Annotated in this window: 24 protein-coding genes and 1 riboswitch; of the genes, 12 read left to right on the top strand and 12 right to left on the bottom strand. The window is 45.9% G+C overall.

Going from position 1 to position 25814, the window contains the following annotated elements; all coding sequences use genetic code 11:
- Nucleotides 1-79 precede the first annotated feature (79 nt).
- From QT998_RS16330 to QT998_RS16310, 5 genes are all read left to right on the top strand, one after another.
- Nucleotides 80-205 (top strand): hypothetical protein, encoded by a 126-nt coding sequence (locus tag QT998_RS16330; protein ID WP_333115189.1) that lies wholly within the window; start codon nucleotides 80-82, stop codon nucleotides 203-205.
- Between the two features lie 105 nt (nucleotides 206-310).
- Nucleotides 311-1894 carry a chloride channel protein gene (locus tag QT998_RS16325; RefSeq protein ID WP_333090008.1) on the top strand — a complete coding sequence of 528 codons (1584 nt, stop codon included), beginning with the start codon at nucleotides 311-313 and terminating at the stop codon, nucleotides 1892-1894.
- 61 nt (nucleotides 1895-1955) lie between these two features.
- Nucleotides 1956-2873: an Rpn family recombination-promoting nuclease/putative transposase gene (locus QT998_RS16320; protein WP_333115191.1), complete on the top strand. Its 918-nt coding sequence runs from the start codon at nucleotides 1956-1958 to the stop codon at nucleotides 2871-2873.
- Between the two features lie 41 nt (nucleotides 2874-2914).
- Complete coding sequence (locus tag QT998_RS16315) at nucleotides 2915-3394, top strand: J domain-containing protein (protein WP_333115193.1); 480 nt, start codon at nucleotides 2915-2917, stop codon at nucleotides 3392-3394.
- Nucleotides 3395-3450: 56 nt separating this feature from the next.
- Nucleotides 3451-3723 carry a DUF3143 domain-containing protein gene (locus tag QT998_RS16310; RefSeq protein ID WP_194069554.1) on the top strand — a complete coding sequence of 91 codons (273 nt, stop codon included), beginning with the start codon at nucleotides 3451-3453 and terminating at the stop codon, nucleotides 3721-3723.
- 192 nt (nucleotides 3724-3915) lie between these two features.
- On the opposite strand, the gene QT998_RS16305 is transcribed toward QT998_RS16310, so the two are convergent.
- From QT998_RS16305 to lysA, 3 genes are all read right to left on the bottom strand, one after another.
- Nucleotides 3916-4662, bottom strand: coding sequence for an isoprenyl transferase (locus QT998_RS16305; protein ID WP_194069556.1), 747 nt, complete (start codon nucleotides 4660-4662; stop codon nucleotides 3916-3918).
- Nucleotides 4663-4682: 20 nt separating this feature from the next.
- Nucleotides 4683-5576, bottom strand: coding sequence for a diadenylate cyclase CdaA (gene cdaA, locus QT998_RS16300; protein ID WP_194011314.1), 894 nt, complete (start codon nucleotides 5574-5576; stop codon nucleotides 4683-4685).
- A gap of 183 nt (nucleotides 5577-5759) precedes the next feature.
- The gene (gene lysA, locus QT998_RS16295) at nucleotides 5760-7178 is read right to left on the bottom strand and encodes a diaminopimelate decarboxylase (RefSeq protein ID WP_333115195.1); all 1419 of its coding nucleotides are present in this window, start codon (nucleotides 7176-7178) and stop codon (nucleotides 5760-5762) included.
- A gap of 164 nt (nucleotides 7179-7342) precedes the next feature.
- Between lysA and rimI the strand changes: the two genes are divergently transcribed.
- Complete coding sequence (gene rimI / locus QT998_RS16290; protein ID WP_333115197.1) at nucleotides 7343-7960, top strand: ribosomal protein S18-alanine N-acetyltransferase; 618 nt, start codon at nucleotides 7343-7345, stop codon at nucleotides 7958-7960.
- Nucleotides 7961-8651: 691 nt separating this feature from the next.
- On the opposite strand, the gene QT998_RS16285 is transcribed toward rimI, so the two are convergent.
- The 3 genes from QT998_RS16285 to QT998_RS16275 all read right to left on the bottom strand — a co-directional run bounded on the left by QT998_RS16285 (nucleotide 8652) and on the right by QT998_RS16275 (nucleotide 11357).
- Nucleotides 8652-9332 (bottom strand): CADD family putative folate metabolism protein, encoded by a 681-nt coding sequence (locus QT998_RS16285; RefSeq protein WP_333115199.1) that lies wholly within the window; start codon nucleotides 9330-9332, stop codon nucleotides 8652-8654.
- Between the two features lie 303 nt (nucleotides 9333-9635).
- Nucleotides 9636-10670 carry a cobalamin biosynthesis protein CobW gene (cobW, locus tag QT998_RS16280; protein WP_333089995.1) on the bottom strand — a complete coding sequence of 345 codons (1035 nt, stop codon included), beginning with the start codon at nucleotides 10668-10670 and terminating at the stop codon, nucleotides 9636-9638.
- A 276-nt stretch (nucleotides 10671-10946) separates the two neighbouring features.
- Entirely contained in the window at nucleotides 10947-11357 is a 411-nt protein-coding gene (locus QT998_RS16275) for a DUF1636 domain-containing protein (RefSeq protein WP_333089994.1), read from the bottom strand.
- A 22-nt stretch (nucleotides 11358-11379) separates the two neighbouring features.
- A riboswitch (cobalamin riboswitch) is annotated at nucleotides 11380-11526 on the bottom strand.
- A gap of 169 nt (nucleotides 11527-11695) precedes the next feature.
- On the opposite strand from QT998_RS16275, the gene QT998_RS16270 reads away from it, so the two are divergent.
- The 3 genes from QT998_RS16270 (at nucleotide 11696) to QT998_RS16260 (ending at nucleotide 15746) form a co-directional block, all read left to right on the top strand.
- Nucleotides 11696-12334, top strand: coding sequence for a Uma2 family endonuclease (locus QT998_RS16270; RefSeq protein WP_333115201.1), 639 nt, complete (start codon nucleotides 11696-11698; stop codon nucleotides 12332-12334).
- 6 nt (nucleotides 12335-12340) lie between these two features.
- Entirely contained in the window at nucleotides 12341-14323 is a 1983-nt protein-coding gene (locus QT998_RS16265) for a serine/threonine protein kinase (RefSeq protein ID WP_333115203.1), read from the top strand.
- Between the two features lie 100 nt (nucleotides 14324-14423).
- Entirely contained in the window at nucleotides 14424-15746 is a 1323-nt protein-coding gene (locus QT998_RS16260; RefSeq protein ID WP_333115205.1) for a serine/threonine protein kinase, read from the top strand.
- On the opposite strand, the gene QT998_RS16255 is transcribed toward QT998_RS16260, so the two are convergent.
- From QT998_RS16255 to QT998_RS16240, 4 genes are all read right to left on the bottom strand, one after another.
- Entirely contained in the window at nucleotides 15738-16298 is a 561-nt protein-coding gene (locus QT998_RS16255; RefSeq protein ID WP_333115207.1) for a type IV pilin-like G/H family protein, read from the bottom strand. The genes QT998_RS16260 and QT998_RS16255 overlap by 9 nt on opposite strands.
- Nucleotides 16299-16364: 66 nt before the next feature.
- The gene (clpX, locus tag QT998_RS16250; protein WP_333115209.1) at nucleotides 16365-17744 is read right to left on the bottom strand and encodes an ATP-dependent protease ATP-binding subunit ClpX; all 1380 of its coding nucleotides are present in this window, start codon (nucleotides 17742-17744) and stop codon (nucleotides 16365-16367) included.
- Nucleotides 17745-18124: 380 nt separating this feature from the next.
- The gene (cynS, locus tag QT998_RS16245; RefSeq protein WP_333115211.1) at nucleotides 18125-18568 is read right to left on the bottom strand and encodes a cyanase; all 444 of its coding nucleotides are present in this window, start codon (nucleotides 18566-18568) and stop codon (nucleotides 18125-18127) included.
- A gap of 108 nt (nucleotides 18569-18676) precedes the next feature.
- Nucleotides 18677-18889: a hypothetical protein gene (locus QT998_RS16240; RefSeq protein ID WP_333115213.1), complete on the bottom strand. Its 213-nt coding sequence runs from the start codon at nucleotides 18887-18889 to the stop codon at nucleotides 18677-18679.
- Nucleotides 18890-18933: 44 nt separating this feature from the next.
- Here QT998_RS16240 and QT998_RS16235 point away from each other — a divergent pair, with 44 nt between their 5' ends.
- Both QT998_RS16235 and QT998_RS16230 read left to right on the top strand, forming a co-directional pair.
- Nucleotides 18934-19251, top strand: coding sequence for a hypothetical protein (locus QT998_RS16235; RefSeq protein ID WP_333115215.1), 318 nt, complete (start codon nucleotides 18934-18936; stop codon nucleotides 19249-19251).
- 148 nt (nucleotides 19252-19399) lie between these two features.
- Nucleotides 19400-21550 carry a sensor histidine kinase gene (locus QT998_RS16230; protein ID WP_333115217.1) on the top strand — a complete coding sequence of 717 codons (2151 nt, stop codon included), beginning with the start codon at nucleotides 19400-19402 and terminating at the stop codon, nucleotides 21548-21550.
- A gap of 780 nt (nucleotides 21551-22330) precedes the next feature.
- Here the strand turns inward: QT998_RS16230 and QT998_RS16225 are convergent.
- Complete coding sequence (locus tag QT998_RS16225; protein ID WP_194074291.1) at nucleotides 22331-22546, bottom strand: hypothetical protein; 216 nt, start codon at nucleotides 22544-22546, stop codon at nucleotides 22331-22333.
- A 144-nt stretch (nucleotides 22547-22690) separates the two neighbouring features.
- Here QT998_RS16225 and QT998_RS16220 point away from each other — a divergent pair, with 144 nt between their 5' ends.
- A complete protein-coding gene (locus QT998_RS16220; RefSeq protein ID WP_333115218.1) occupies nucleotides 22691-25312 on the top strand; it encodes a PAS domain S-box protein in 2622 nt (873 codons plus the stop codon).
- Between the two features lie 26 nt (nucleotides 25313-25338).
- On the opposite strand, the gene QT998_RS16215 is transcribed toward QT998_RS16220, so the two are convergent.
- Entirely contained in the window at nucleotides 25339-25800 is a 462-nt protein-coding gene (locus tag QT998_RS16215) for a VOC family protein (RefSeq protein WP_333089972.1), read from the bottom strand.
- Nucleotides 25801-25814 lie beyond the last annotated feature (14 nt).

The following is a 25814-nucleotide window of genomic DNA, read 5'->3' as shown; positions in this document are numbered from 1 at the left end:
TTGTATTTCACTGAATTATACGATTTTACAAGTTCATGGATGCGATCGCCCGCTAGCGCCAACACTGTAAATATAGTTAATGAGCATTATTATCGCCAGAATCTATCTAGGTTTGAATGTAACTGAGAATTCGATCGCGCCCAATTTGCCGACTCTCAGAATCGGTCGTTCCACCCCAACCACTGGCCGCCAAAATCTACCGTAAAATACGCCTTAATTAAGTTGTCAATTCCCCTAAAATCACTCAAAATGAAAATAAGAAATAAAATGTAATATTTATCTAAATTCTCACAGAAGAATTAACCGTTCAATGACAGCCACCCCTCCTGTGGATCTGCCGCCACCTGAGCCAACCGCAGAAACTCCCGACGCCTCCCGCCTCAGCCCGTTGTTCACCCGCCTGCACCCTAGCCCCGAAACCCTCCTGCTCATCCTCTCCCTAGTCATTGGGGGAGTTACGGGCGCGGGCGTCGTCACCTTTCACTATCTGATCCACTTCATCCACAGCGTGATGCTGGAAGACTTCATGGGGGCGATCGCCTCGAAAGGCCCTTGGACGCTAGCCTGCATTCCCACTCTAGGCGGAGTCATCATCGGGCTGATGCGCTGGCGGTTTCGGGATTTTGGCCCGAATATGTCATCGTTAATTGCAGCCACCCGCGGGCTGCAAGAACTCTCCCCCCTCAAACCCATCACCAAAATGGTGGCCGCCTCAGTATCCCTCGGCACCGGCGCATCTCTCGGCCCGGAAGCCCCCAGCGTCGAAATCGGCGCCAACTTCGGAATGCTGCTAGCTCAAGTCTTGCAGCTCTCCCCAGAACGGCAGCGCTTGCTCCTGGGCGCCGGAGCAGCAGCAGGTTTATCCGCCGGGTTTAACTCTCCCATCGCCGGAGTCTTTTTTGCGCTAGAAGTCGTGCTCGGCAGCACCTTCGCCACTTCGTCAGTCAGCGTTGTCTTGCTCTCTGCTGTCGTTTCGGCGCTGATCGCTCAAATTTGTTTGGGAGCTCAGCCGGCCTTTGCTTTGCCTGTCTACGATGTCCGCAGCCCCCTAGAACTGCCGCTATACATGGGATTGGGGCTTTTGGCGAGCTGTGTGTCCCTAGCTTATACAGAAGCAATTCAATTGACCGATCGCTGTTTTCAAGGAAAAATCCGAGGATTTGGTTGGCTCGGACGAATGCCCCGCCCGTTTCATCCGATCGTCGGCGGTGCGATTGTTGGTTTAGTCGCCCTGCAATTTCCTCAAGTTTTGGGCGTAGGCTACGAAACAGTTGAAGCCATGCTGCAAGATGTGAAATTTTCCTTGCCTTTGCTGTTGTTGCTGCTATTCGTCAAACTGGCGGTGACAGCAATCAGCCTCGGCAGCGGTTTGGTAGGGGGGATATTCGCTCCGGCGATGTTTTTGGGAGCTTGTCTGGGTTCGGCTTACGGCATCTTTTTGGAAATGTTGCCGGCAATGAGCGATCGAGTTGCAGGCCCTGCTGCCTATGCAATGGTGGGCATGGCCGCGATCCTTGCCGGCAGCGCCAAAGCACCGCTGACAGCCATCCTGTTGATGTTTGAATTAACCCGCGATTACCGCATTGTCTTGCCTTTGATGGCTGCTGTCGGATTGAGCGTTTGGTTGGTGGAGTTTGTCAACCGCCGATCGACCACTCACAGCCTTAACCTGCACCAAATGGGCGTAGATGTTGCTGTCAATTCCCCGATCGCAGCCAGAGAACAGTTGCAGGATTGGGAAGATGCTCTGGGCGATCGGATTGTCACAGAACTAATTTCTTGCCAGCTCCCCATTGACGGCGAACAAAGAGACGATGAGTCTGTGCTGGCGATCGCTAATGCACATTTACCCAAAGATGTCAAGTCTTTGCCTGAAACAAAATCAGCAGTTTGACTGCTCTCAAATCCCCTACTCCGTCACAAAACTAATAACCAAAAACCTAAATATTAAAGCCATGATATTTATCAACCCAAAAACCGATTACGCCTTCAAAAAAATCTTCGGTTCATCAGAAAGCAAAGATATTCTGATTAGCTTTCTCAACGCCTTAATTTATGAAGGTAATTCTACCATCGAAGACTTAGAAATTATCAACCCAAATCTGCCGCCCAAACTTGAAGGATTAAAAGATAGTTATCTGGATGTGAAAGCCCAACTCAAAGACGGCACTTTAGTCATCATTGAAATGCAAGTGCTAAACGTCCAGTCTTTTGGCAAGCGAGTTTTGTACAATGCAGCAAAAACCTATGCTTTTCAATTGGAAGCAGCACAAGGATATCGATTGCTGAAGCCAGTGATTGCTTTGACAATTACGGATTTTGAAATGTTTGCTAACAGTGAAGAATTTATTTCGAGATTTGTGTTCAAGGAAGTGAATAAAAACTTTACTTATCCCGAAAACGACCTGGATTTAGTGTTTGTAGAGTTGCCCAAGTTTACTAAAGGAGAGGAGGAACTGGAAACCTTAGCAGATAAATGGATTTATTTCATGAAAAATGCCAGAAGTCTCACATCAATCCCAGAAGCAATGGATAGCATACCCGAAATACAGTCAGCTTTTAATATTGCGAATCAATCCAAGTTAAGCCGAGAGGAAGTGGCAGATTTGGACAGAAGAGAACAGTTTATTTATGACCAACAGGGGGCGATTATGAAAGCGGCTCTAGAAGCGCGAGAACAGGGCATAGAACAGGGCATAGAACAAGGCATAGAACAGGGCATAGAACAAGGGATGCGATTGGAGAAGTTGGCGATCGCCCGACAACTACTTTCACGTCTAGATGACGAAACCATCAGCCAAACAACAGGGCTGACGCTGGAGGATGTGCGGAACTTGCGATCGACACAGGCGTTGCCCCCAACTTTAGGCTAAAATGATCGAAAAGTATTCATAACAAGCCTAGAGGCGCTGAGGTGAATCCTAACCAGGCAACTGCTAAAAACAAAAGTCAGAAAACACCAGGCAAAACCCCCTTGGGTTCCAGTCATTACGGCTTGTTAGGGCTCCATCCTTCAGCCAGCGCGATCGAAATTCGGCGATCGTACCGGGAACTGAGCAAACTCTACCATCCCGATACCACCGACCTGCCACCCTCCGTCGCCACCGCTAAATTTCAGCAGCTAAACAACGCCTACGCCACCCTCAGCAACCCAGAACGCCGCCTCGCCTACGACCTCAAAATAGGCTATTCTCGGATGAACGTGATTCAGCAGCCCCCTGGTTTTAACACTCCGGTTTCTCGATCGCGTGAAAAAACTTCTAACTCGGCTTATCTAGACCCCACGGATCGCCCTCTTTCCCCAGGAGAAATATTCGCCCTGTTTATCATGGGAACTACTTTAATCGGATGTTTGGTACTGGCGATCGCGATCGGCTTAATTCGCGGCAATTAAACGCTCAAATCCCCAATCCAAAATCTCCCAATCTAAAATCTAAAATCTAAAATCCCATGACTCTTCCTTCCGCTGATACTCCTTTGTACAACCATCCGCTGCCAGAAATCGAGCAGTGGCTAAAAAGCCGCGGCTGCGAGCAAGACCGGCAAGAACTACACTGCTGGCAGATCGATCGACCTACCTGGAAAGCAGAACTTTTCCTGGATATCGACCAAATCACCGTCCGCTACATTGACGCAGGGGCCGACGGTAAAGACATTCAAAGAGCCTTCAAATACTCTCTCTCGCGTCACGACATTGAAGATGCCGTTTTCTCGGGCCCCTAATTTGATTTTAGATTGGCGATTTGAGATTTTTAGATTTGTAATCAAATCGACGATCTAAAATCGGATTGTTCTGTAGATCGAGACATCGGTGAAATTGCTATGAGATTTTAGATTGGGAATCAAGCGAGAATCCACATCTAATTAGAAACTGACAAATCAACCAAAAAATCTCAAATCTCAAATCCCAAATCCTTAGACTTTGCCAAATCGGCGGCTGCGTTTTTGATAATCAGACAAAGCGCGGTGAAACTCCGATCGATCAAAATCCGGCCACAGCGTCTCAGTAATGTAAATTTCCGCATAAGCCATTTGCCACAGCAAGAAATTGCTCAACCGCATTTCCCCGCTAGTCCGAATCAGCAAATCCGGATCGCAAACATCAGCAGTATACAAATAGCGTTTAAATAAAACCTCATCAATCTCCTCCGGCTGCAACTTGCCTTCTTGTACTTGAGTGGCGATCGCCCGACAAGCCTGTACAATCTCCTGGCGGCCGCCATAATTCGTCGCCACCCGAAACAAAATCCCCCGATTGTGCTCCGTTGCGGCTACAGAACGCTCGATTTCCGCCTGCAAAGACCTCGGCAAAGCCTCCAAATTCCCCATAAATTGAATTTGTACGTCCTCGTCCACCATCTCCCGCAATTCTTGTCGCAGCTTGCCTTCAAACAAACTCATCAAAAAATCCACCTCTCCAGCCGGCCGCCCCCAGTTCTCCGTCGAAAAAGCATAGGCCGTTAAAGCGGGAATCCCCCAATCTTTGCAGCAGCGCAACAATTCCTTCAGGGCGCTAGCTCCCCGGCGGTGTCCCGCAATCCGCGGCAACCCCTTATTCTTAGCCCAGCGCCCGTTGCCATCCATAATCACTGCTATGTGCTTAGGCAGTAGTTCTTGTTGTAGATCCTCCGGCAGCTTTTCCAAGCAAATTCCTTGACTCATGGTTTCTCCCGATTACCCGACTAACGGCGCAGTATCCGCTTTAACAGTGTCACTCCCTTCAATCCTATCTGCCGTCCGAAATTGCCGATCGGAATTGGAGCCACAACTCTTTCTCCCTCCGACGGAAACAGCTTTGCTTCCAGCAATTCCTTAAGTTTGCTGCTAGTCAAAGGTCGATTTAACATTCCCATCTGCGCTAGAGAAATCGAACCCGTTTCCTCAGACACCACCACGCACACGCAAGCTTGCACCCGTTCGGTAATCCCCATCGCCGCCCGGTGGCGGGTTCCCAACTGTCGCGACGCGCTGCGATCGGACAAAGGCAAAATTACCCCCGCCGACACAATCCGCGAAGCTCGAATCAACACCGCACCATCGTGCAGCAAAGTTTGCGGCTGAAAGATTGTCTGCAACAATTCTTTAGAGACTTCAGCATTTAGCTTGACTCCCGGCACTGAAAAATCCCGATCGTCGATCGGAGAATCTGTTTCTACAATTAATAAAGCGCCCGTGCGGTTTTGCGAAAGTTCTTTTACTGCGTCCACAATTTCATCTATTACGCTGTCCGGTGCGGGAGTTGGTCGGCGATCGCGTCCAAACAATTGTACAATTTCCCCCCGCCCTAATTGTTCCAGAAATCGGCGAAACTCCGACTGCAATATTACCGCCATTGCCACAGCAGAACCTGTCACCAAGCTGTTGAGGGCAACGTGCAACAGTCTCAATCCAGCCCAGTTGCTCAGTGCCGTCGCCAGCATCAAAATAATAAATCCCCGTACCATCCACAGCGTCCGGCGCTCCCCGACAATGACGAGCACCAAATACGCAAGCGTAAATACCAGTCCAATATCGATCGCCTGAACCAATAAGGACTCAACGAGGCCAAAGTTATAGCCAGATTGTTGATTGTTCATGGTTCATCGAACGCTACCGCCTGTGAACCGCGAACCGTGATGCACTCGAACCCGTGAACCATGAACAGTTGTTATTCCAATCGCGTGACTAAACAAGCCAAAAGTAAAAAGTTAAAAGACAATCATCAAGAAATCAAAATGAATTATCTTACTTTTTACTCTTTACTTTTTATTTTTTACTTCTTACTTTTGAGTTCCGAGTCGTGCCGGAAGGCGATCGAGCCTCAGCAAATCCTGGTAAGTTTCCCGCTGTAAAATCGTGTTAACTTCCCCATTTTTCACTAAAACCGCTGCCGGTCGGGGTACTCGGTTGTAGTTAGAAGACATACTGTAATTGTATGCTCCTGTCGCCGTAACGGCGAGAATATCTCCGGCGTGACACTCTGGCAATTTAGCATCTTTAATCAGAACATCGCCTGACTCGCAGTGTTTTCCAGCAATTGTCACTGTTTCCGTTAAGGGATCGCGCATTTTGCCGGCTGCGAGGATTCGATACACTGATTGATAGGTAATAGGACGCGGATTGTCCGACATTCCCCCATCCACAGCTAAATACGTCCGCATTCCCGGAATAACTTTTTGAGAACCTACGGTGTAAGCGGTGACGCAGGCTGTACCGACGAGCGATCGACCAGGTTCGCAAAGCAATTTCGGTAATGGCAATTGGTGCCGCTCGCAAGCTGCTACCACTGCGGTGCAAATTGTCCGAGCCCAATCGTCAATGCTAGGAGGATCGTCCGTTTCAGTATAGCGAATGCCCAACCCACCGCCAATATTAATTTCTGTCGCAGGCAAATCATAACTTTGTGCTTTTGTCAAGGCCTGAATTATGACCTCGGCTAAGTCGTCGTGGGGTTGCAGTTCAAAAATCTGAGAGCCGATGTGAGCGTGCACTCCCACACAATATAAGGACGGCTGTTCGCTGATGAACTTAAATACTCGATCGAGCGAATTGGGATCGAAGCCAAATTTACTGTCGATTTGACCAGTCTGAATGTACTCGTGGGTGTGACACTCAATTCCCGGAGTAAACCGCACCATAACTCGTGTCGGCCCGCCTGTTTTACTGGTGACACCCAATTTTCCCAACTCAGAAAGAGTTTCTAAATCCTGCCAATTGTCGGCTACGGTAATGCAGCCGCTTTCGACAGCTAGCTGTAATTCCTCGCGGGACTTGTTGTTACCGTGGAAATAGATTTTGTCATGGCTAACGCCAGCTTGCAGTGCAGTGTAAATTTCCCCTGCAGATACTACATCTATTCCTAAACCTTCCGAAGCTGCGATCGCGCAAACCGCCAAACAACTCCAAGCCTTAGAAGCATAGAGCACTTGAGTTTCGCCCGGATAGTAACGTCCAAAAGCATCCCGGTACTGCGTGCAAGCCGCCCGCAGCGTTTCTTCGTCTAAAATGTACAGTGGCGAGCCAAATTGCTCCACCAAAGCTGTCACTTCGCAGCCTCCGATTTCCAGCCTGTCTCGGCTGTTAACGCGGGCTGTCAGCGGTAAAAGTTCTTGATTGGGCGATCGGCTTGAGAGAGCCTCTTGAGACTCAGACAGGTACTGAAGTCCAGATTCCGCCCTCAGAGATTGAGTAGATACCATCGGCGCAATAACTATCCTTGGTGATTATTCATGTGTCAGCAGTCCTCAGCCGGCAGCGAACAGTCGCTGCTGTAGACTAATGTTAGGAGACTGATTAGCAATTACTCGACAATAGCAAAAAAAAACTAATCGCTACTTTATTTTCTAGTGTACAATTTACTGCCGTGCGTTTTCTAGAAATTAAACAGATCGCCACCGAACACCTCAACAGTGCGGTCGAGCTCGATCGCCTTTGTTTTGGCGGACTTTGGACGATCGAAGGCTACAGGCGCGAATTAGACAGTCCTAACAGCGATTTATTGGGTTTGTGGCTGCGCGAAATTGAGGACTCTGAATCAAGTCAAAACCGGGCGGGCACGCACCATCCACCGCCCCTACAGATTCCCCCAACTCTCATCGGTATCGGTTGTTTGTGGGTAATTTTAGAAGAAGCTCACATTATCATGCTGGCAATTCATCCTGAGTTTCAAGGTCGGGGTTTCGGGCAAGCTCTGCTTTGGGCGCTGCTAAAATCGGCTTGCGACAGGCAATTAGAGCGGGCTACTTTAGAAGTGCGAGAATCTAATTTAGCAGCAGTGGCGCTGTACAAAAAATTTGGATTTAAAGAAGCAGGAAGGCGGAAACGATACTACGAAGATACCGGAGAAGATGCTCTGGTGATGTGGCGCAGCGGTTTGGAGAAACCGGAGTTTCAGCAATATTTGGCGGTTGAAAAAGTGCAAATTTGCGATCGCTTGCAGAGAGAAAAATTCACATTGGGCGATCGATTTAAATACTTGTGATTCTGAGTGAAGCGAAGAATCTACCGTCTATGTGAGTGTTGCAGTTTGTTGCTGAATCGGGACTTGAACGCAGCGATTAATTTGGTCGAAGTCCCACGAAATCGAGTCAAGATAGCTAATCCTGAATTCACGCCCTCTGACGCTTAATCGTAACCGTATTTTTCAACTATATTGCGAAAAACCGGGTGGTAGCGGGCGTGAACGCGGCTGTAAGCGCTGGTGTCGCCTGGATTGTCAAGAAGAAGTTTCTTGCCAACAGGGTTGAGGTTAGCAGCGATGTAGTGCTACTGCAACTAACGAGCAGCAGTTGTTTTTCGCGTGTAGGATGCGATAACGGGCGAACCCTGGTTAGTTCGCGTTAGTTTGGTTAGAAATTGTGTACTGTAGGGCGTTGCTGATTTACGGTATGAAATGCTAAATATGCAAGTCATAGAAACCAGAATCCACAAAACTTCTAAATTTTCAATTTATTTTTTTCATACCCTGATTAAGCCACGCCTGAATTTACTATTCCGATGAAGAGAGGATTTAATATAAGGCAGATTAACCCAGAGCGACGCAGATAGTTTTAAGAGATAAACAAAGCGAGAGGGGGCGGGTTTTTTAGGATTGTTTGCGAGTGTCAAAATCACTACCTAAACCCGCCCTGCAAATATGCGTTTTTTACCAGAAAGCAACAGTCAACTGAAGCTTACTTAGCTTGACAAAAGGTTTCGTAAACCCCATCAAGCAGTAAATTAAGAGCAGAAGTTGCTTTCTCAGCAGCTAACAGTGCTTCCTGTTGTGCTTCTTCAGTTTCACAAACCTGTAACAAAGCTTCGCGAGTGGCTTCGGAGTGGAACTCGTCGGCTTTTTCGTGAACTTGAAAGAAAGACAAAGCTGCTTGTGAATCGATGCCGTAAAATTCCTTTAAACCAGCGATTTTGGTTGTGGAAACTTCGGGGATTTGCGCTTCGTAAGCGTAAAGGGCTGCTAAACCTTTGGCGGGAGATTCGCTGCGGGCTAAGTCTTTGAGAATGCGGACGGATTCGGTGGTTTTTTCTAAGTGTTCGCGCGAGAGAACTGCGTTTCTGTCTAAACCCAAACCTTCGGCAAAGCGCAGCCACAGTTCGGGGTGATTTGCTGCGCCTCTCTCTTCTTCTATCAGGTTTTCGAGGAGCATTTGACGAATTTTGATGTCGTCGCAGGCGGCGTGGGTAGCGCTGACGTAGGTGGGGAAATTGTGGACTTGCAGGTAGTATTCTTGTGCGTATTCTTGCAGCATTGCGATGTCTAGTTTGCCTTCGTTCCACATTTGGTAGAATGGGTGTTTCAGCAGGTGATTTTGGTCGAGAATGCTGTTGAGTTGTTCGAGAAATTGCTGTTTGTTCATAATTGTCGATCGCCCTTAAGGATAGTGCAGCAAACCTGCGATAAAATGGGTTAGTAGTGAGGAATTCAGTCCTTGACTAAAATGTTATCGTAATCTAGCATTTTGTCAAGACTAAATTTTCAATTGTTTGTGTTTGGATCGAATCGTTGTTGATGCTGATATCGCGGGCGATTATTATTAACCGCCATCAAAGTTTTTCGTAGTGCAGACTTAAGTCCGCCACATGAAAGCGCACTGAAGTCAGCACTACGAACCGTTTGTAGTGGGTCGATCGCACGCGATATGACTAAGAATTTCGGATAATTAACTGCTAATTATAGCTGCAATTCGATCGCGCTCCAACTCTCTTCCGATTAGCACTAATTTGGTTTGACGGAGTTCGGAAGGTTGCCAAGGGCGATCGTAAAAATATTCTATACGATCGCCCACACCTTGCAACACCATCCGCATCGGCTTCTTGGGAACCGCCACAAACCCTTTAATCCGATAGATTTCTTCCTGCTGCATCAAGGCTTTCAGCTTTTTCACCAAAGCTTCCGGTTCAAATTCGCGATCGGCAATAAAGAAAGTCGAGTTAATATCATCATCGTGCTCGTGTTCCTCCTCCGTGTCGTGGTGACTCGGGCGGGACTCCAAATCATCCTCAACCGCCGCATTAAATCCCAACAGCACATCAGGGTTAATTTCGCCACCCTTAGACGGAACAATTTTCACACTCGGGCGCAACTCTTGCTGCAACCAGGTTTGAACTTTCTGTTGAGTTTCCGCATCCACGCGATCGACCTTCGTTAACAGTACCATATCAGCACAGGCCAACTGGTCTTCAAACAATTCCTCGATCGGAGTTTCGTGATCCAAACTATCATCAGCCTGCCGCTGCGCCATCAAAGCATCGATATCACCGACAAAATTACCGCTAGCAATAGCTTCGCAATCAACAACAGCAACCACACCGTCTACAGTAGCGCCAGTGCGAATTTCCGGCCAGCGAAAAGCTTGAATCAAAGGCTTAGGAAGTGCCAAGCCAGAAGTCTCAATCAAGATACAATCAATTTGGTCTTTGCGCTTCAATAACTCCTGCATAGTCGGCAAGAATTCCTCTTGAACAGTGCAGCAAAGACAACCATTTGTCAGTTCAACAATATTGCTGCTGACAGTTTCTTCTTCATCGCAAACTTGGCAATCGCGCAGCAACTCTCCGTCAATTCCAATCTCGCCAAATTCGTTAACCAGAACAGCAATGCGGCGGCCTTGATTGTTTTGCAACAAATGGCGAATTAAGGTAGTTTTGCCGCTACCGAGAAAACCAGTGATAACCGTAACAGGAATTTTGTGCATTGATAATTTTGTTTTTTGTTTTGTGATGGGATCTTTGGTTCCCAGGCTCTGCCCATAGGTGAGAATTTAAGACTAAAACCCACAATAAATGTCGTTTTTATGCGAAGTCTAGATCCCCCTAAATCCCCCTTAAGAAGGGGGACTTTGAGCATATTTCTTGTCCCCCCCTTATTAAGGGGGGTTAGGGGGGATCTAGATTTTGATAAAAACAAGAGATCCGGTCGGCTTGACGTTAAGTTGTCACCAATAAGCAGAGCCTGGTAACGAGAAAAGGCTCTAATTCCCCAGCGGCGGAATTTTAGCCAAAACGCCTTTTTTCAGAGCTTGAGGACGCTCTGACCAAGGCAACAAACCATCAGGTTTAGCATAGTATTGACCCGCGCATTCCAGTACAGCCTCGATGCTTTCCGGCTCATTTGCAGGCAAATCACCAAATAGATAAGTGTACTTTCCCACAGCAGCAAAAGACACCGCACAAGAGTGACTGCAAGCACTCATGCACTCAACTTCTTGAATCTCAAATCGATCGCAAAACTCCCAATCTTTAGCAAGTTTCGATAAATCTTCCATAAATTGTTGGCCGCCGCTTTTGCCTTCGCGCTTGCCGTCTTTCCAAATACTAGCGCAAGCAGTACAAACAAACAGACTGTGCTTTGTGCGTACAGCAGCATTAATTCCATCCATCATCCGTACCTCGCAGATGCGTTCAAAAGTGAGTTAGATATCGGCGGGCATTCTGACTTTATAAACCACAAGGGTTTCATTACAGTTGCGGGACAGCGCCGGACTTGCACCGAACTTTCCCCGTTTCCTCTAGCGGCTGCTCCCCGCTAGAACCGATCGCAATTTCACATCATACCGCACTTGGCGCCCTTTTCCAAAAAAGTTATCTTGGTAAAAGCAAGTTTTAATATCTACACACATAAATCAACCCCGTTCTTAGCAAGGATTTTAGTCCTGACATTCCAATTTTTTAAGGATTGAATTCCTGTATAATTGTAAGTACGATAGTCCGAGGATGTACTATGACTGCATTAACAGAAATCCGCGAACAAGTAGTTGAGGAAAAAGTTGAGAAAAAAGTACATACTTATTACTCTCCTGAAGAGTATTTAAAACTGGAAGAAATCGCAGAATTTAGAAGTGAATATCAGGATGGCAGGATAATCCCTATGACAGGCGGAACACCAAATCACAATCAAATAGCTCTTAATTTGAGCGGTACACTAAATTTTGCTACGAAAGGACAACCGTATCGAGTATTTATCAACGATTTGCGTTTGTGGATACCGTCGAAGCGGGTTTATACTTATCCTGATGTAATGTTGGTGGCGGGGAAATTGGAGTTTGCTGAGGGTAGGAAAGATACGATTACTAATGCGGTGATGGTGGCTGAGGTTTTATCGCCATCGACGGAGGATTATGACAGGGGCGGCAAGTTTAAGCTTTTCCGTTCTATTCCTAGTTTTCGAGAGTATGTTTTGATCGATCAATACGAGATGCACGTTGAACATTTTTGCAAGACGGATGATAATAAGTGGATTTTGTCTGAGTATGATGGTGCTGATACGGTATTACAATTGAGTTGTGTGGAGTTTGAGATGCGGTTGGGTGATATTTACGACCGCGTGGATTTTGAATCTGAATCTGAATCTGAGGAGTGAAACTATATGAATGCCTTCACCGATTTTTCAACTCACGGCTATCAAATTGAAAGAGAACTTGGCCACAACAGTCTCGGTGGCAGAGTTACCTATTTAGCAAAAAATACGAACTCTCAAAAATTAGTTGTAATTAAGCAATTTCAATTCGCGCAATTAGGTGCTAGTTGGACAGAATACGAAGCTTACGAACAGGAAATCAAAGTGCTCAAAAAGCTCGCACACCCTGGAATTCCCCGCTATCTCGATGCTTTCGGGACTGACAGCGGATTTTGCATGGTGCAGGAATACAAAAATGCCGAAAGTGCGATCGCCCGAAATTTCTCGCCGCCGGATATTAAACAAATTGCGATCGGCACTTTAGAAATTCTAGCTTACCTGCAATCCCAAAAACCGCCCGTAATTCACCGCGACATAAAACCGGAAAACTTGTTAATCGATGACGAGTTAAATGTTTACTTAGTAGACTTCGGTTTTGCCCGCTTGGGAGGCGGAAACATCGCCGCCAGCAGCGTCGTCAAAGGCACGATGGGATTCATGCCACCGGAACAAATGTTCAACCGAGAATTAACCAAAGCCTCGGATCTTTACGGCTTGGGGATAACGCTGATTTGTTTGTTAACTGGTACAAAATCTGCGGATGTCGGTAATTTAATTGATGCTAATTATGGCATTCATTTTCGGCATTTAGTACCGCCGTTGCAGCAGGGTTGGATGAATTGGCTGGAAACAATGGTAGCGCCGAGAATTCAAGATAGATACAAGTCGGCTGGTGATGCTTTGACCGTTTTGAAATCTCTGGATGTCAGCCGTTTACCTAAAGTGAGAATTGAGCGCGATCTGCTTGAATTTACAGCTACTGAATATGGAGAAATATTAACAGGCGCGATAGCCATTAGCAACCCAATTCCCGATACAATTTTCTCAGGGAGATGGGAAGTCGCGCCGCATCCGAACGATCCGCCCCACACGCCCTACGACCACTCTTGGATTTCCTTTGAACCGCAGTCATTTGAAAGCAATAATATCGAGTGTCAAATTAGAATTGATACAAGCACATTGCTGGCAAGTCAAACTTACAAACGCCAAATTCTTCTGCGCGCCAATTCCGAGCCAGAAACTCATACAATAGAGTTGCAAGTCACCACATCTGCCCTACCAGTACCGCAAAAAACTAATGCTGTGTCAGTAGGCAGGCTGGCTTTCATGTGCAGTTTTTTTATTTTATCAGGTTTTATGCTACACCAGATTGCAAGCCCCAACTTCTTTGACGATAAAGCAACCGAAAATTATATTGTTAGTGCCACTTTTGTGAGTGTATTATTTGGGTTTTCAGTTGCTGAAATCACAAGCGTGGCAAAGTTAAACAAATACCATTCAAATTGGTTCGGAGCGTTGTTTGCAGGTGCAATGGCAGCTATACTGTCTGTCTTCATAAATCTTTTAATACCTACTAATAATTTAGCCTATAACAGTAATATAATTTATCAGTTCATTGTTATAGTGGTTGTTCCTGTATCATTAATTTTACTTGGAGCTTTAGTCGGCAATATAATGAATGCTAGAGTTTTAGTGGTTTCGCTGTTTTTATTTCTTTCATTGTGTGGTTTGACGTGGCCCTCATTGTTGCTGGTTATTCTGCCGATCGCATTTATGATGTTGATATCCGCTTTGGCTTACGCGATAGTCAATCCGATTGCTAACACTCTAGTTTCCGAGCAGATAACCAGAAAAATCCTTAAATTAGATGCTGCCAAAATAGCCTTTCTTACTGCCGGATTTTGTACTAGCTTGGGAGCAGCATTTCCACTTTTTTTTAAATTTTATACTCAATTAGAATGGGTGGAACCAATGGAAATGATAGCTGTAGGAGGAACAACAATGGCATCTTTAGCCGTCACTGCAATTCCCTTAATTGACCTAATTATTTTTAAACCAAAAAGGATTATTGCCAAGTATCGCAAATCTAAACCAAATTTAATTAAACCGTAAATTTTTTTTCGTAGTAAGGACTTTAGTGCTCAAGGATTGAAGTCCTTACTACAAGCTTTTTCAGGACTGAAGTCTTTACTACGAACCTTACAAATTACCTATGAATGATTTTCCTGACTTTTCCAACTACGGCTATCAAGTAACTCGCGAACTCGGACACAACCGCGCGGGCGGTAGAGTTACCTATCTCGCTACCGAAATTAATACCAAACGTTCCGTTGTTGTTAAACAATTTCAATTTGCCCAGACTGGTGCTAATTGGGCCCAATATCAAGCTTACGAAAAAGAAATTGAGATTTTGCGAGCACTCGATAACCCCAACATTCCCCGTTATTTAGACTCATTCCAAACTGCATCGGGTTTCTGCATGGTACAGGAATACAAAGATGCCAATTCCCTGGCAACTTCGCCGCAGCAAACACCGCAAAAAACTAAGCAAATTGCTATTTCTGTGTTAGAAATACTCAAATACCTGCAAAATCGGGTGCCGCCAGTTATTCACAGAGATTTGAAGCCCGAAAATATCTTGGTGGACGATCGCCTAAATGTCAGCCTTGTCGATTTCGGATTTGCTAGAATCGGTGGGGGAGAAGTTGCCGCCAGCAGCGTTGTCAAAGGCACCTTGGGCTTTATGCCGCCCGAACAAATGTTCAACCGCCAGCTAACAGTCGCATCCGATTTATACAGTCTCGGCGCCACGCTAATTTGCTTGCTAATCGGCATCAATTCTACCGAAGTTGGCAGCTTGATGGACGAGACGGGGCGGATTAATTTTAAAAATCGCTTGCTGCACCTAACTCCAGAATTTCTTGACTGGCTGCAAAAAATGGTGGAACCCAATTTTAAACACCGCTACGCTTCGGCAGATGCAGCCCTAAATGCTTTGATTCCCCTAGAGGTAGTTCAGCAGCGTAACAAGTCAAAACTCGCACTGATATCAGTCGGATTATTAACAGCAATTGCTGCTATTTTTATCTCGCTTTTTGTAAAATTTCCAGAACCTCAAGCAATAGTTGAATCTAAACCAGAACCTCAAGCAGTAGTTGAATCTGAAAAAATAACCAATGGACAAACGTTGAAACCTCAGATTCAAGTGATGTTAACTGACGAACTAAAATCGAGAAAGACTAAAGATGTTTTGTCCTTGAAACAGCACAAGAAAGTCTATTTTACTGTAAGTGCTGCTAACTTACCAGAGAGAAAATATCTAGCATTTTGTGAGGTCTTCAACTCTCAAGGAAAATTAGTAGCCCAGAGTAATGGTTATGATCTTTATTTGAAAACGACGGGAGATAGATTAAATACTTGGTGTTGGTACAATTTTCAAAAAGATGACAAACCTGGCAATTGGAAGTTTAAATTTACCTTACACAATACACCCAATGAAAGAAAGGTGCAAAAAATTTTCAAGGTCTTACCTTAAAATAGTGCTCCCAGGCGGGCAGTGAATTTCTTGGCTGTCAAAAATTGGCATACTGCTAATTGGGTTATTGCTACTGAACTCACAGATTGCTGACATCGTTGTTAGTAGATTGCTACCCTCTTTTTTGAAAGTAAATACTGCACCTATATACGATTTTCCACCAATGCCTTCAGATTTGCCGAACGCGAGTACGCTTTCAAATTGTGCAGGTTCGCGTTGATTGTGTAAACTTTGAACAGGGCCGAGTGATGAAGTTATAAAGTAACGATAGTTCCCCATCTTTTCTTGAACTCCCATACCCAATTTTGCAATGGAATCGCTAAATTGACTGTTTTCTGCATAGTAAGCTTGCTGCGCTTTATTAATGCTAGCCATAACTTGTTTTGCTTCTGAGGCTTCCATGTTAAGGGATGGGGAAAGTTTATTGAGTTCAAAATCGTAAAATGACGCCATGATGCCAGCAACAACTGCACTGTAAATTGCAATCCTCGGCAGCAAACTGGATACTGGCAATCTCGATTTTTTACTGGGTTTAGTTAAATTTGCTGACATTTTTTTAGTGTCATAAAATATTGCTAAGTATGTAAGGTACGCAGCGCGAACCTTACATACTACAAATTAAGCTGTTTCGTGCTTCCGCCATGCGGGATGCCACAGCAATTCAGCAGTCGATCGCTTCTCGACCATTTCCTTGGTAATCATACAGTCAGCAACATCCTTGCGAGAAGGCAACTCGTACATCACATCCAGCATTAACTCCTCTAAAATGCTGCGGAGAGCTCTTGCGCCGGTTTTGCGCCGATAGGCCTCCTGGGCGATCGCCCGCAGCGCATCCGGCTCAAATTCCAACTCCACACTGTCCATCTTCAACAGCTTTTGATACTGCTTCACCAGCGCATTCCGGGGCTCAGTCAAAATCTGCATCAAAGCCGCCTCATCCAGCGGCGAAATCACCGTCACCACCGGAATCCGCCCGACAAACTCAGGAATCAAACCAAACTTAACTAAATCGTCCGGCTGTACCTGTTGCAAAATATCAACAACCCGCTTATCCTTCGCAGCCATTGTCGAGTTGCTGTCACTTTCAGTTGGCTGAATAAAGCCCAAGGATTTTTTACCCAAACGCTGATCGACTATTTTTTCCAAACCGACAAAAGCACCGCCGCAAATAAATAGAATCTTGCTAGTGTCAACTTGAATAAAATCTTGGTAAGGATGTTTGCGGCCGCCTTGCGGGGGAACATTAACCACCGTTCCTTCCAACATTTTCAGCAGCGCTTGCTGCACTCCTTCTCCCGATACATCTCTGGTAATCGAAGTGTTTTCGCTTTTGCGAGCAATCTTGTCAATTTCGTCAATATAAATAATCCCGCGCTGTGCTGATTCGACATCAAAATCCGACATTTGCAACAGCCGCAGCAAGATATTTTCTACATCGTCGCCGACATATCCAGCTTCTGTTAGCGTTGTTGCGTCGGCTACCGCAAAAGGAACTTCGAGCATTTGTGCCAAACTCTGCGCTAACAAAGTTTTACCGCAACCTGTGGGCCCGACTAGCAGGATGTTGGATTTTTGCAGTTCGACATCGCCGTCGGGGGAAGATTTGCCGCTGTCTTTGGCTTGGTCGGCGCTCAAGCGCTTGTAATGGTTGTAAACTGCGACAGAAAGGACTTTTTTGGCTGAGTGCTGGCCGATGACGTGGTTGTCTAAATGCTGTTTAATGTCTGTGGGTTTGGGAATTTGGGCTAAGACAATTTTAGATTTGTTCGATCGACTCGGGCGTCGCGTTCCTTGTCCCTGAGACTCTCGCACCTCTGATTGAGGAATCTGTTGACCAATTGTTTTGCTAGAGTCAAAAAATTCTTCCTCTAAAATTTCATTGCACAGTTCCACGCATTCATCGCAAATGTACACGCCGGGCCCAGCTATTAACTTGCGGACGTACTCCTGCGACTTGCCGCAAAAGGAGCATCTGAGATTGGAGTCATACTTTGACATATTTGCCTCTTACTTTACGGTTGCGGTTGCTTGTTTTGACTGGGGAAGTTGCGGCGGGAGCGATATCTTTGCCCTAGAAAAATTTCCCGAAAGAACACCCAAGCCAGTCTGTCGATTTGAGATACTTCGGCTTCGCGAGCGTACGAGTTTGAGATTTGAGATTTGAGATTTACTCCACAAATAAATTTTTGAAGTTGAACCTTGGTCTAAAACTTGGGGATATACACGAGTTAAGTCAGGGGCTAGTCTCAATTTTTGCCTGGTCAAGCTTCGCGGTCTCTATTTCTAAGTTAGCACTTTTGAGGCACGGTCATTAGTCGTCAGCCCTGCGACCATATTTTAAATTTTAAATTTTCACTTTCGGGCAAAGCGGCACGGGCTTACCATTTTTTGTAGGGCAAAAATTTGCCTGACATAATTATTTTTACTCGATCGCCTTTTGGGTCTGCTTCTTTCTCGACATCCATAGTAAAGTCGATCGCGCTCATAATCCCGTCACCAAATTTTTCGTGGATTACTGCTTTGAGCGGCATTCCGTACACCTGCATGATTTCATAGAAGCGATAAATCAACGGGTCTACCGGAACAGCAGCATCCAAAGAACCTTTTAACGGAGGTTCGGTCAGCACCGCAGCAATCTCGCCCGACAGTCCCAAGGCTGAGGCAATTTTCTCTGCTTCATCGATCGATGCCGTAGCTTGACGGTAAATAACCGCAGCAATCCAAACTTCGTCGCGATCCAAAAGTTTTTCCAATTCTGCCAAACTAATTCCTTTAGCTTTTTTAGCAGCCAAAAGCTTTTCTGTAATTTCAGAAATTGCCATTAAATATTCTCCAACTCACTGAGATGCTAGATGTGAAATTTCTCTCACATTTTGGGGATTTTGTCAATAGCAAACCGAAAAAACAAACTGAATTGATAACTCGGAATTTCAGCAAAAGCTGGTCTCGTCAACTTCCACAACTTGCAACAGATCGATCGCAAAATAACTCATAAATGCCCGGCCGCAATGGTAGAGTTGGCAGTAGATGCAGTGCAAGTTACACCAACTAAGGCATTGGGCCACATTTAGGCAGAAATTCGATCGCTCCAGCCTGACGCACGGGTGGCTGGCTACCGCAGCCACAACTTCTTTACCGTTCACAACCGGCAACTGAAGTATGGAGATTCAGGTTAAAGATTATAGCATTGAGTACGATCGCGCTGCCCAAACAATCACCTGCTGCGGCTCGTTCCGGCTCAGACAGGCCCAAGAATACGCGCCGATCGCCCATGCTGCTCAAGTTTGTTGCTGACTCCTCGCCAAACACGATTACTTTAGACTTACGAAAGCCAGAATTCTTAAATATTTCGGGAATTAACATCCTCTCAAAATTTGCGATCGAAGTGCGCCAGCAAAAAAATATTCAAATAACCCTAAAAGGCTCTAAACAAATACCCTGGCGGGAAAAATTCCTGAAAAAATTACAGCGGCCGATCCCTTCCTTGCACTTACAATTGGAATAGTAAATCGCAAAAGCTCTATGTGAGTCCCACCCCAAGTCCGAGAACCGAGATCGGGAGACTCAAGTGAAGGCTCGTAAGTCATAGTTAAGCTAGCCCCGAACCTTAAAAAACTTCCGACCCAACTAAAAAATACTAATTGTCAATTGCCATGCAGGAAGAACCATCGAGAGAACAGCTACTTTTGGACGTTCAGCGGCTGAGTGCGGAACTTGAAAACTTGAAGCGCGAAAAAGCTGACCTAGAAATTTTGCTGGAGACTACCACCGAACATTCGGACACGATGGACGCTCAATTGCTCTCTAAAGCTGATGTGGCGCTGCGATCGAGCGAAGAGCAGTTTCGGGCGATCGCCTCAACAACTCCCGTTCCGGTATTGGTTTCTCGCCTCGGTGACGGCTTAATTATGTATGCGAATTCTCAATTGGCTTCTCTGCTGAACATACCCCTAGAAAAATTGATCGGCTGCAGCACCCCAGACTTTTATTTAAACCCGGACGATCGCCCAAAGGTACTAGAAGCCCTCGCCAAAAACGGATACCTCCAAAACTACGAACTCCACTGCAAAAAGTCAGATGGTACTCCCTTCTGGGCCACAATCTCCGTTGAGTCCCTGCTGTTTAACGGTCAACAGACAGCATTGTGCGCCTTGTACGACCTCACCCAGCGCAAGGAAGCAGAACAAACCCTTAAAGAGAGCGAAAAGCGTCTCCGCCGCCAGAGTCTGGCTTTGTTGCAGCTAGGCCGGCAGAGGACTTTCAACAGCGGTGCGCTGAATGTGGGAATTCGCGAAATTACCGAGGCTGCAGCCCGCACTTTGGAGGTGGAAAAAGTCAGCGTCTGGCTTTACAACCATCTCAGATTTGGCAGTCGCTATTCGATCGAACCCCAGCTAAATTTTATCAACCGAGCGATCGCCCGCAGCCAAACAGAATCACTCGATCCAGAAACCGCCGCCCGAGAAGAAAACCCAGATTTGGTCAATCATTCTAAATTTAAAATCTCCAACCTCAGATTAGTTTGTCTCGACCTGTACGATCGCACCAGCGAGAATCATTTGAGCCGCCAGCCCCTATCGGCGACAAGCGATTTACAACTTTCATCAATCTTAGATGATGTCGAAGGCGACACACCGGGCGAAAACTTAGCTGAGGACAAAGCATTAAAAACTGCGCCCAACACTTCAAACTCGATCGCCACAAATTTGTGCCACTCATCTCCGGTAGCCCAACACTCCCCCGCGCTACCGAATCCCAACAAACCAAACTCATCTATATTAAATGTAGCAATCAGGCTCGGCGGTCAGATCGTAGGCATCCTCTCCTTGGAACACGGCGCGCCCCGCCAGTGGGCTCTGGAGGAACGCACCTTCGCCGATTCTTTAGCAAATTTGGTCGCGCTGGCGATCGAAGGATTTGAACGCCAGCGCGCTCAGGAAGCACTTTCCAAAGCCAAAGCCCAGCTAGAAATGACCGTCGATCAGCGCACCGCTCAACTCACCGCCGCCAACAAACTGCTCCGCATCGAAATTGCCGAGCGCAAAAGAGCCGAAATAGCCTTGCAAGAAGCCTTACACAAAGCTGAAGCAGCTTCCAGAGCTAAAAGCACTTTTTTAGCCAATATGAGCCACGAGTTGCGAACACCGCTCAACGCCATTATCGGTTACAGCGAAATGCTACAAGAAGAAGCACTCGAATCAGGACTAAAAAACATCATTCCCGATACCCAAAAAATTCGTAACGCAGGCAAACACTTGCTGACTTTAATCAACGACATTCTCGATCTGTCTAAGATAGAAGCAGGTCGGATGGAGCTTTATTTAGAAGAATTCGACATCGGTAATTTAATAGAAGAAGTCGTTGCAACTTTGCACCCTTTAGTGGAAAAAAATCACAATCAATTGCAGGTTTCTTACTCTCCGAATTTGGGAATTATGTACGCAGATTTAACTAAAGTCCGGCAAATTCTCTTCAATTTGCTATCGAATGCCTTGAAGTTTACCGAAGGTGGAACTGTGCTGCTGAGTGCGACTAAGGAAGCAGCAGGGGGTAGCGATTGGGTTTATTTGCAGGTATCTGATACGGGCATTGGAATGTCGGTCTGGCAGCAGCAGAGTTTGTTTCAACCTTTTGTGCAAGGCGATGCTTCGACTACTCGCAAGTACGGCGGCACCGGTTTGGGATTGACGATTAGCCGCTTGTTTTGTCAGATGATGGGCGGCGATATTAGTCTTGATAGTCAGTTGGATGTCGGCTCTACTTTTACTGTTAAATTAAAGGCACAAGTTGAGATTAGTCATTAGTCATCGGTCATTAGTCATTGGTCATTGGTCATTGGTCATTGGTCATTGGTCATTGGTCATTGGTCATTGGTCATTGGTCATTGGTCATTGGTCATGGGTCAAGCGATTCTCAATGACAAACTCCTAATAATATCATGTTCGGTGGATTAAATGCAATCAATAAAGTCCACACTACGAACCCTTTTTGTTGTGGTAATCGATCGCACTTAATCTAGCAGTTCTCACAAAAATGAGGTATCAATCCCTCAATCCCCCAATCGAAAATCGAAAATCTAAAATCCTGAGCTTTTTGAGACAGGCTATATGAGCTATTCCTAAAGACCTATCCCTAATTATCATAATCTGTTAATTGTGACACCGATCGCGATCGACCTCTGTTGCTCATCACACAATAATATTTGTTCCCAGCTTAGAATATCTTATTATCCTAAACTTTTGCCGTCGCCCGGATCTAGCGCCTCGCTGCATTATTCAAAAGTCGCACCTCAATCAGATTGAGGGGGGATTGCTTGTAGAAAGACAATTTGTTAAAAATAATGCTAGGGTCGCTAACCAGTAGAAGGCAAAAGTTAACAGGAAATCAGGAATTCTCACAGGCTTAAGGAGGCAGAAACACCATAGGTGTCTTTTGCCGAATCCGAAGGGCCTTCCAACAGCAGCCTCTACAGGCTTCATAGCAATGCCGCCTTCAACAGCGCGCAAGTTATCAGAATCAAAGGAGTGCATCTATATGTCGATTAAACCTTGCAGTCAACCGCTAAACACAAATCCTTTCACTTGTCATCGCGATCCCGCTACAGGCAGGTGGACTACTGTAATCGCAACAGTTGAGAACCCTTCCGCAACAGACTCTAGTTGGAAAGCAAAAGCCGAAAGCGAAAACGCAGGTAAAGCAGAAACAACAATTCCTGTTTCGCCTACAATATCGTTGCCGAACAAACGCCTTTCCTTCTCATTGCCTCCCTTCAAAAAGCTGGCTAAAAAATCTGTTGTCACTCTCAGCAGATAGCCATCGCCCCGGGCCGGATCTAGTTTCCACGGTTACGCCCGGGCTCGCGCCCAACAAAAAAAACAACTTAATCAATAGCATAAATTGCCAAAAAGCGATATACTGCCAGCAAACTTTCTCCTTGAAGATCCGTGAAGTATTTGCTCGATCGCTTAGTCCAACTGATCTGGACAAACCGACCAATTCGCCAGCGGGGAACAGTCATCGTTGCCATCCCCTTGATTGGTATGTTTGCCTCACTAATCGCAATTTCAGGACTCCGCGAGAGTGCCATACAGCTCAGAAATCAAGCAAATACTAACAAGGAAATACTTAACGAAACCAACCGCTTGTTAACAGCAATGGTGGATGCAGAAACCGGAATTCGCGGTTACGGGTTAACGAAGCGCCCCGAATTTCTAGAACCCTATTTAGAAGCAAAAAAAAAATTGCCTCCGCTGTTAGCTAAACTCAAGTTGAGGGTGGGGAAAAATCAACCGCAAGCTCAGGAATTTGCAGAAATTAAAACAATTACCGAACAACACATCAATTTCTTGCAAAACACTTTAAAGCAGCTCGATAGTTCGGCAACAAGAGTGCCGTCGCCAGAAATAAATCAGGTGTTCGGTATAGGCAAATTGAAGATGGATAAGCTGCGCGATAAAATTGATGCGTTTGGTGAAGCAAACAAAGCTTACCAGAACGTTCAAGAGCGGCAAATACGGGAGTTGAGAGATTTAACTAATTTCCTGCAAATAGGTGGTTTGCTTGTCGGCTGTTTGGGTGCCGTGGCTTGCTGGTATTTATTTGATAGTTTAGAGAAGGAATTGAAGAAGCGGGAAGCTGGCTTAGAAGAAAGCAAAACTCGCATTCAAGCTGTGGTAGATAATGCGGCTGACGCGATCATTACTTTGGATGAACGGGGAAATATTGAGTCTTTTAATACGGCAGCCGAAAAGATTTTTGGCAAAAGTGCCGATCGCGCAATTGGCTCGAACCTGCGCCGGCTGATAGCTCAACCGCAACCGCACTGCAGCGCCGGAGATTATTCGATCGAATATTTCACATTAAATCCTAATGCTAAGCTGACAACTTACCAGCAAGAAACAATGGGACTTCGCAGCGACGGAATCAAGTTTCCGATGGAGTTGGCCATCAGCGAAATGCGTCTGAAAAATCAACACTTGTTTATTGCGATTTGCCGCGATATCAGAGGAAGAAAACAAACTGAAGAAACTCTCCGCAAGCAAGCGCAAATGCTGGATTTGGCGAACGATACGATCGCGGTACTAGACTTGAAAGGGGAGATTTATTATTGGAATTTGGGGGCGAAGTTGCTCTACGGATGGCGGAAGTCGGAAGCAACCGGCAAAAATATTCACGATATTTTGCAAACTGAATGGAAGCAGCCTTTTGAGCAAATTCAAAAAATGCTTTTTGAGCATGGTTCTTGGCAAGGAGAAATGGTGCGAACCAAGCAAGACGGCAGAAAAATAACGGTAGCCAGCAGGTGGACTTTGCAGCACGACGAGCAAGATCAACCGGTGGCAATTTTGGAGATCAGCAACGATATTAGCGATCGCAAACGTTCAGAAATTGCCTTAGCTGAAAGTGCCCTCCGGTTTCGCCATACTTTTGAACAAGCGGCAGTCGGCATGGCCCAAACCACTGTAGAAGGCAAATTTATGTTAGTCAACCAAAAACTTTGCGAAATTTTGGGCTACAGCCGGAAAGAATTGATGCAGAAAAAAAATCAGGAGATTACTTTGCCGGAAGATTTGGCAAAGGAATTAGAATTTTTGCGCCAATTGTTAGCAGAAGAAATTGATAATTATTGTGTAGAAAAGCGCTTTGTCCGCCCAGACAGAGAGTTGGTGTGGACAAACTTGACGGTTTCGCTGCTGCGAGAACAAAATGGCAGTCAATTTTTGATGTGTGTGATAGAGGATATTAGGGAACGCAAACAAGCTGAGGAATCCCTTAAGTTGCGCGCTAGAGAGTTGAGTTGGACGGCGCAGTCGCTGGCTCAAATGACGAGTGTTTTGAGAAAGCGGAATCAAGAATTAGACCAGTTTGCTTATGTGGTTTCTCACGACTTGAAAGCGCCGCTGAGGGCGATCGCCAATCTCAGCAGTTGGATAGAAGAAGACCTCAGCGAGTCCATGACAGAGGATACTCTGCACCAAATGAACCTGCTGCGCGGCAGAGTTCACAGGATGGAAGGATTGATTGAGGGACTGCTGCAATATTCCCGCGTCGGGCGCATTCAAGTAGCTTCAGAAACTGTAAAAGTTGAGAATTTATTAGCAGAAATTATTGATTCTTTGGCACCGCCGGCGGGATTTGATGTGAAAGTTGAATCGGGAATGCCAACTTTTGTCGCCGAAAAATTGGCGTTGCACCAGGTTTTTGCTAATTTAATTAGTAACGCTATCAAGCACAATCGAGCTGAATCCGGTGATGTAAATATATCCGTTACAGAGTTAGATGATTTTTATGAATTTTCAGTAGCCGATAACGGGCCGGGGATTGCTGCTCAATATCACGATAAAGTTTTTGTGATTTTTCAGACCTTGGAAGCTCGCGATAAAGTTGAAAATACTGGTATTGGTTTGTCGCTGGTGAAGAAGATTGTGGAAGGCCAAGGGGGCACTATTTCGCTGGAATCTGCGGAAGGTGAAGGAGCAATTTTTAGATTTACTTGGCCGAAGCAACCTGTTAGCAAAGAGGGAAGTGACACAACTTTAAATCTAGTAAATGTGGGGCGTGGATAGCGCACCGCAAACCTGATAGCGACCGTTTAAGCTGCATCGCAGCGGATTTCGATGATAAATCCGTCGGGATCGTAAAAGTAAATGCCGCGTCCTGTAGCGCGCGTTACGGGGCCGCTGTCGATCGCAATTTGATGAGATTTTAGCACTTCGATCGCGCGATCGAACAAATCGCGATCGATATCAAAAGCCAAGTGGTTGGCGCGAGTAAAAGCTTTCTCCGGGTTCGGGTTTGGCGGTTCCAAATCTGGCTGCCAAAATAAGTCAATTACAGTCCCATCTGGGGTGATGAAATTAGCCACTTTACCCGCTGCTACCATTTCTGTTAAACTTGCGGGAATTTCTGCACCTGTGAGTTCGTGCAAACCGAGAATTGTACCGTAAAAGTAGCGGGAAGCTTTCATGTCCCGCACGTTTAAAGCGATATGGTGAACGCGGCGCAAATTCCCCGGCGCGAGGGCAATTTTGACGGTGTTTTCGCTAGTTTGCATGGTTGTCAATTGCG

The sequence above is a fragment of the Microcoleus sp. S1D4 genome (assembly GCF_036700765.1).
Taxonomy (GTDB): domain Bacteria; phylum Cyanobacteriota; class Cyanobacteriia; order Cyanobacteriales; family Microcoleaceae; genus Microcoleus.
Note: the sequence above shows the minus strand (reverse complement) of the source record. Positions and strands in the feature narration are given on the sequence as shown.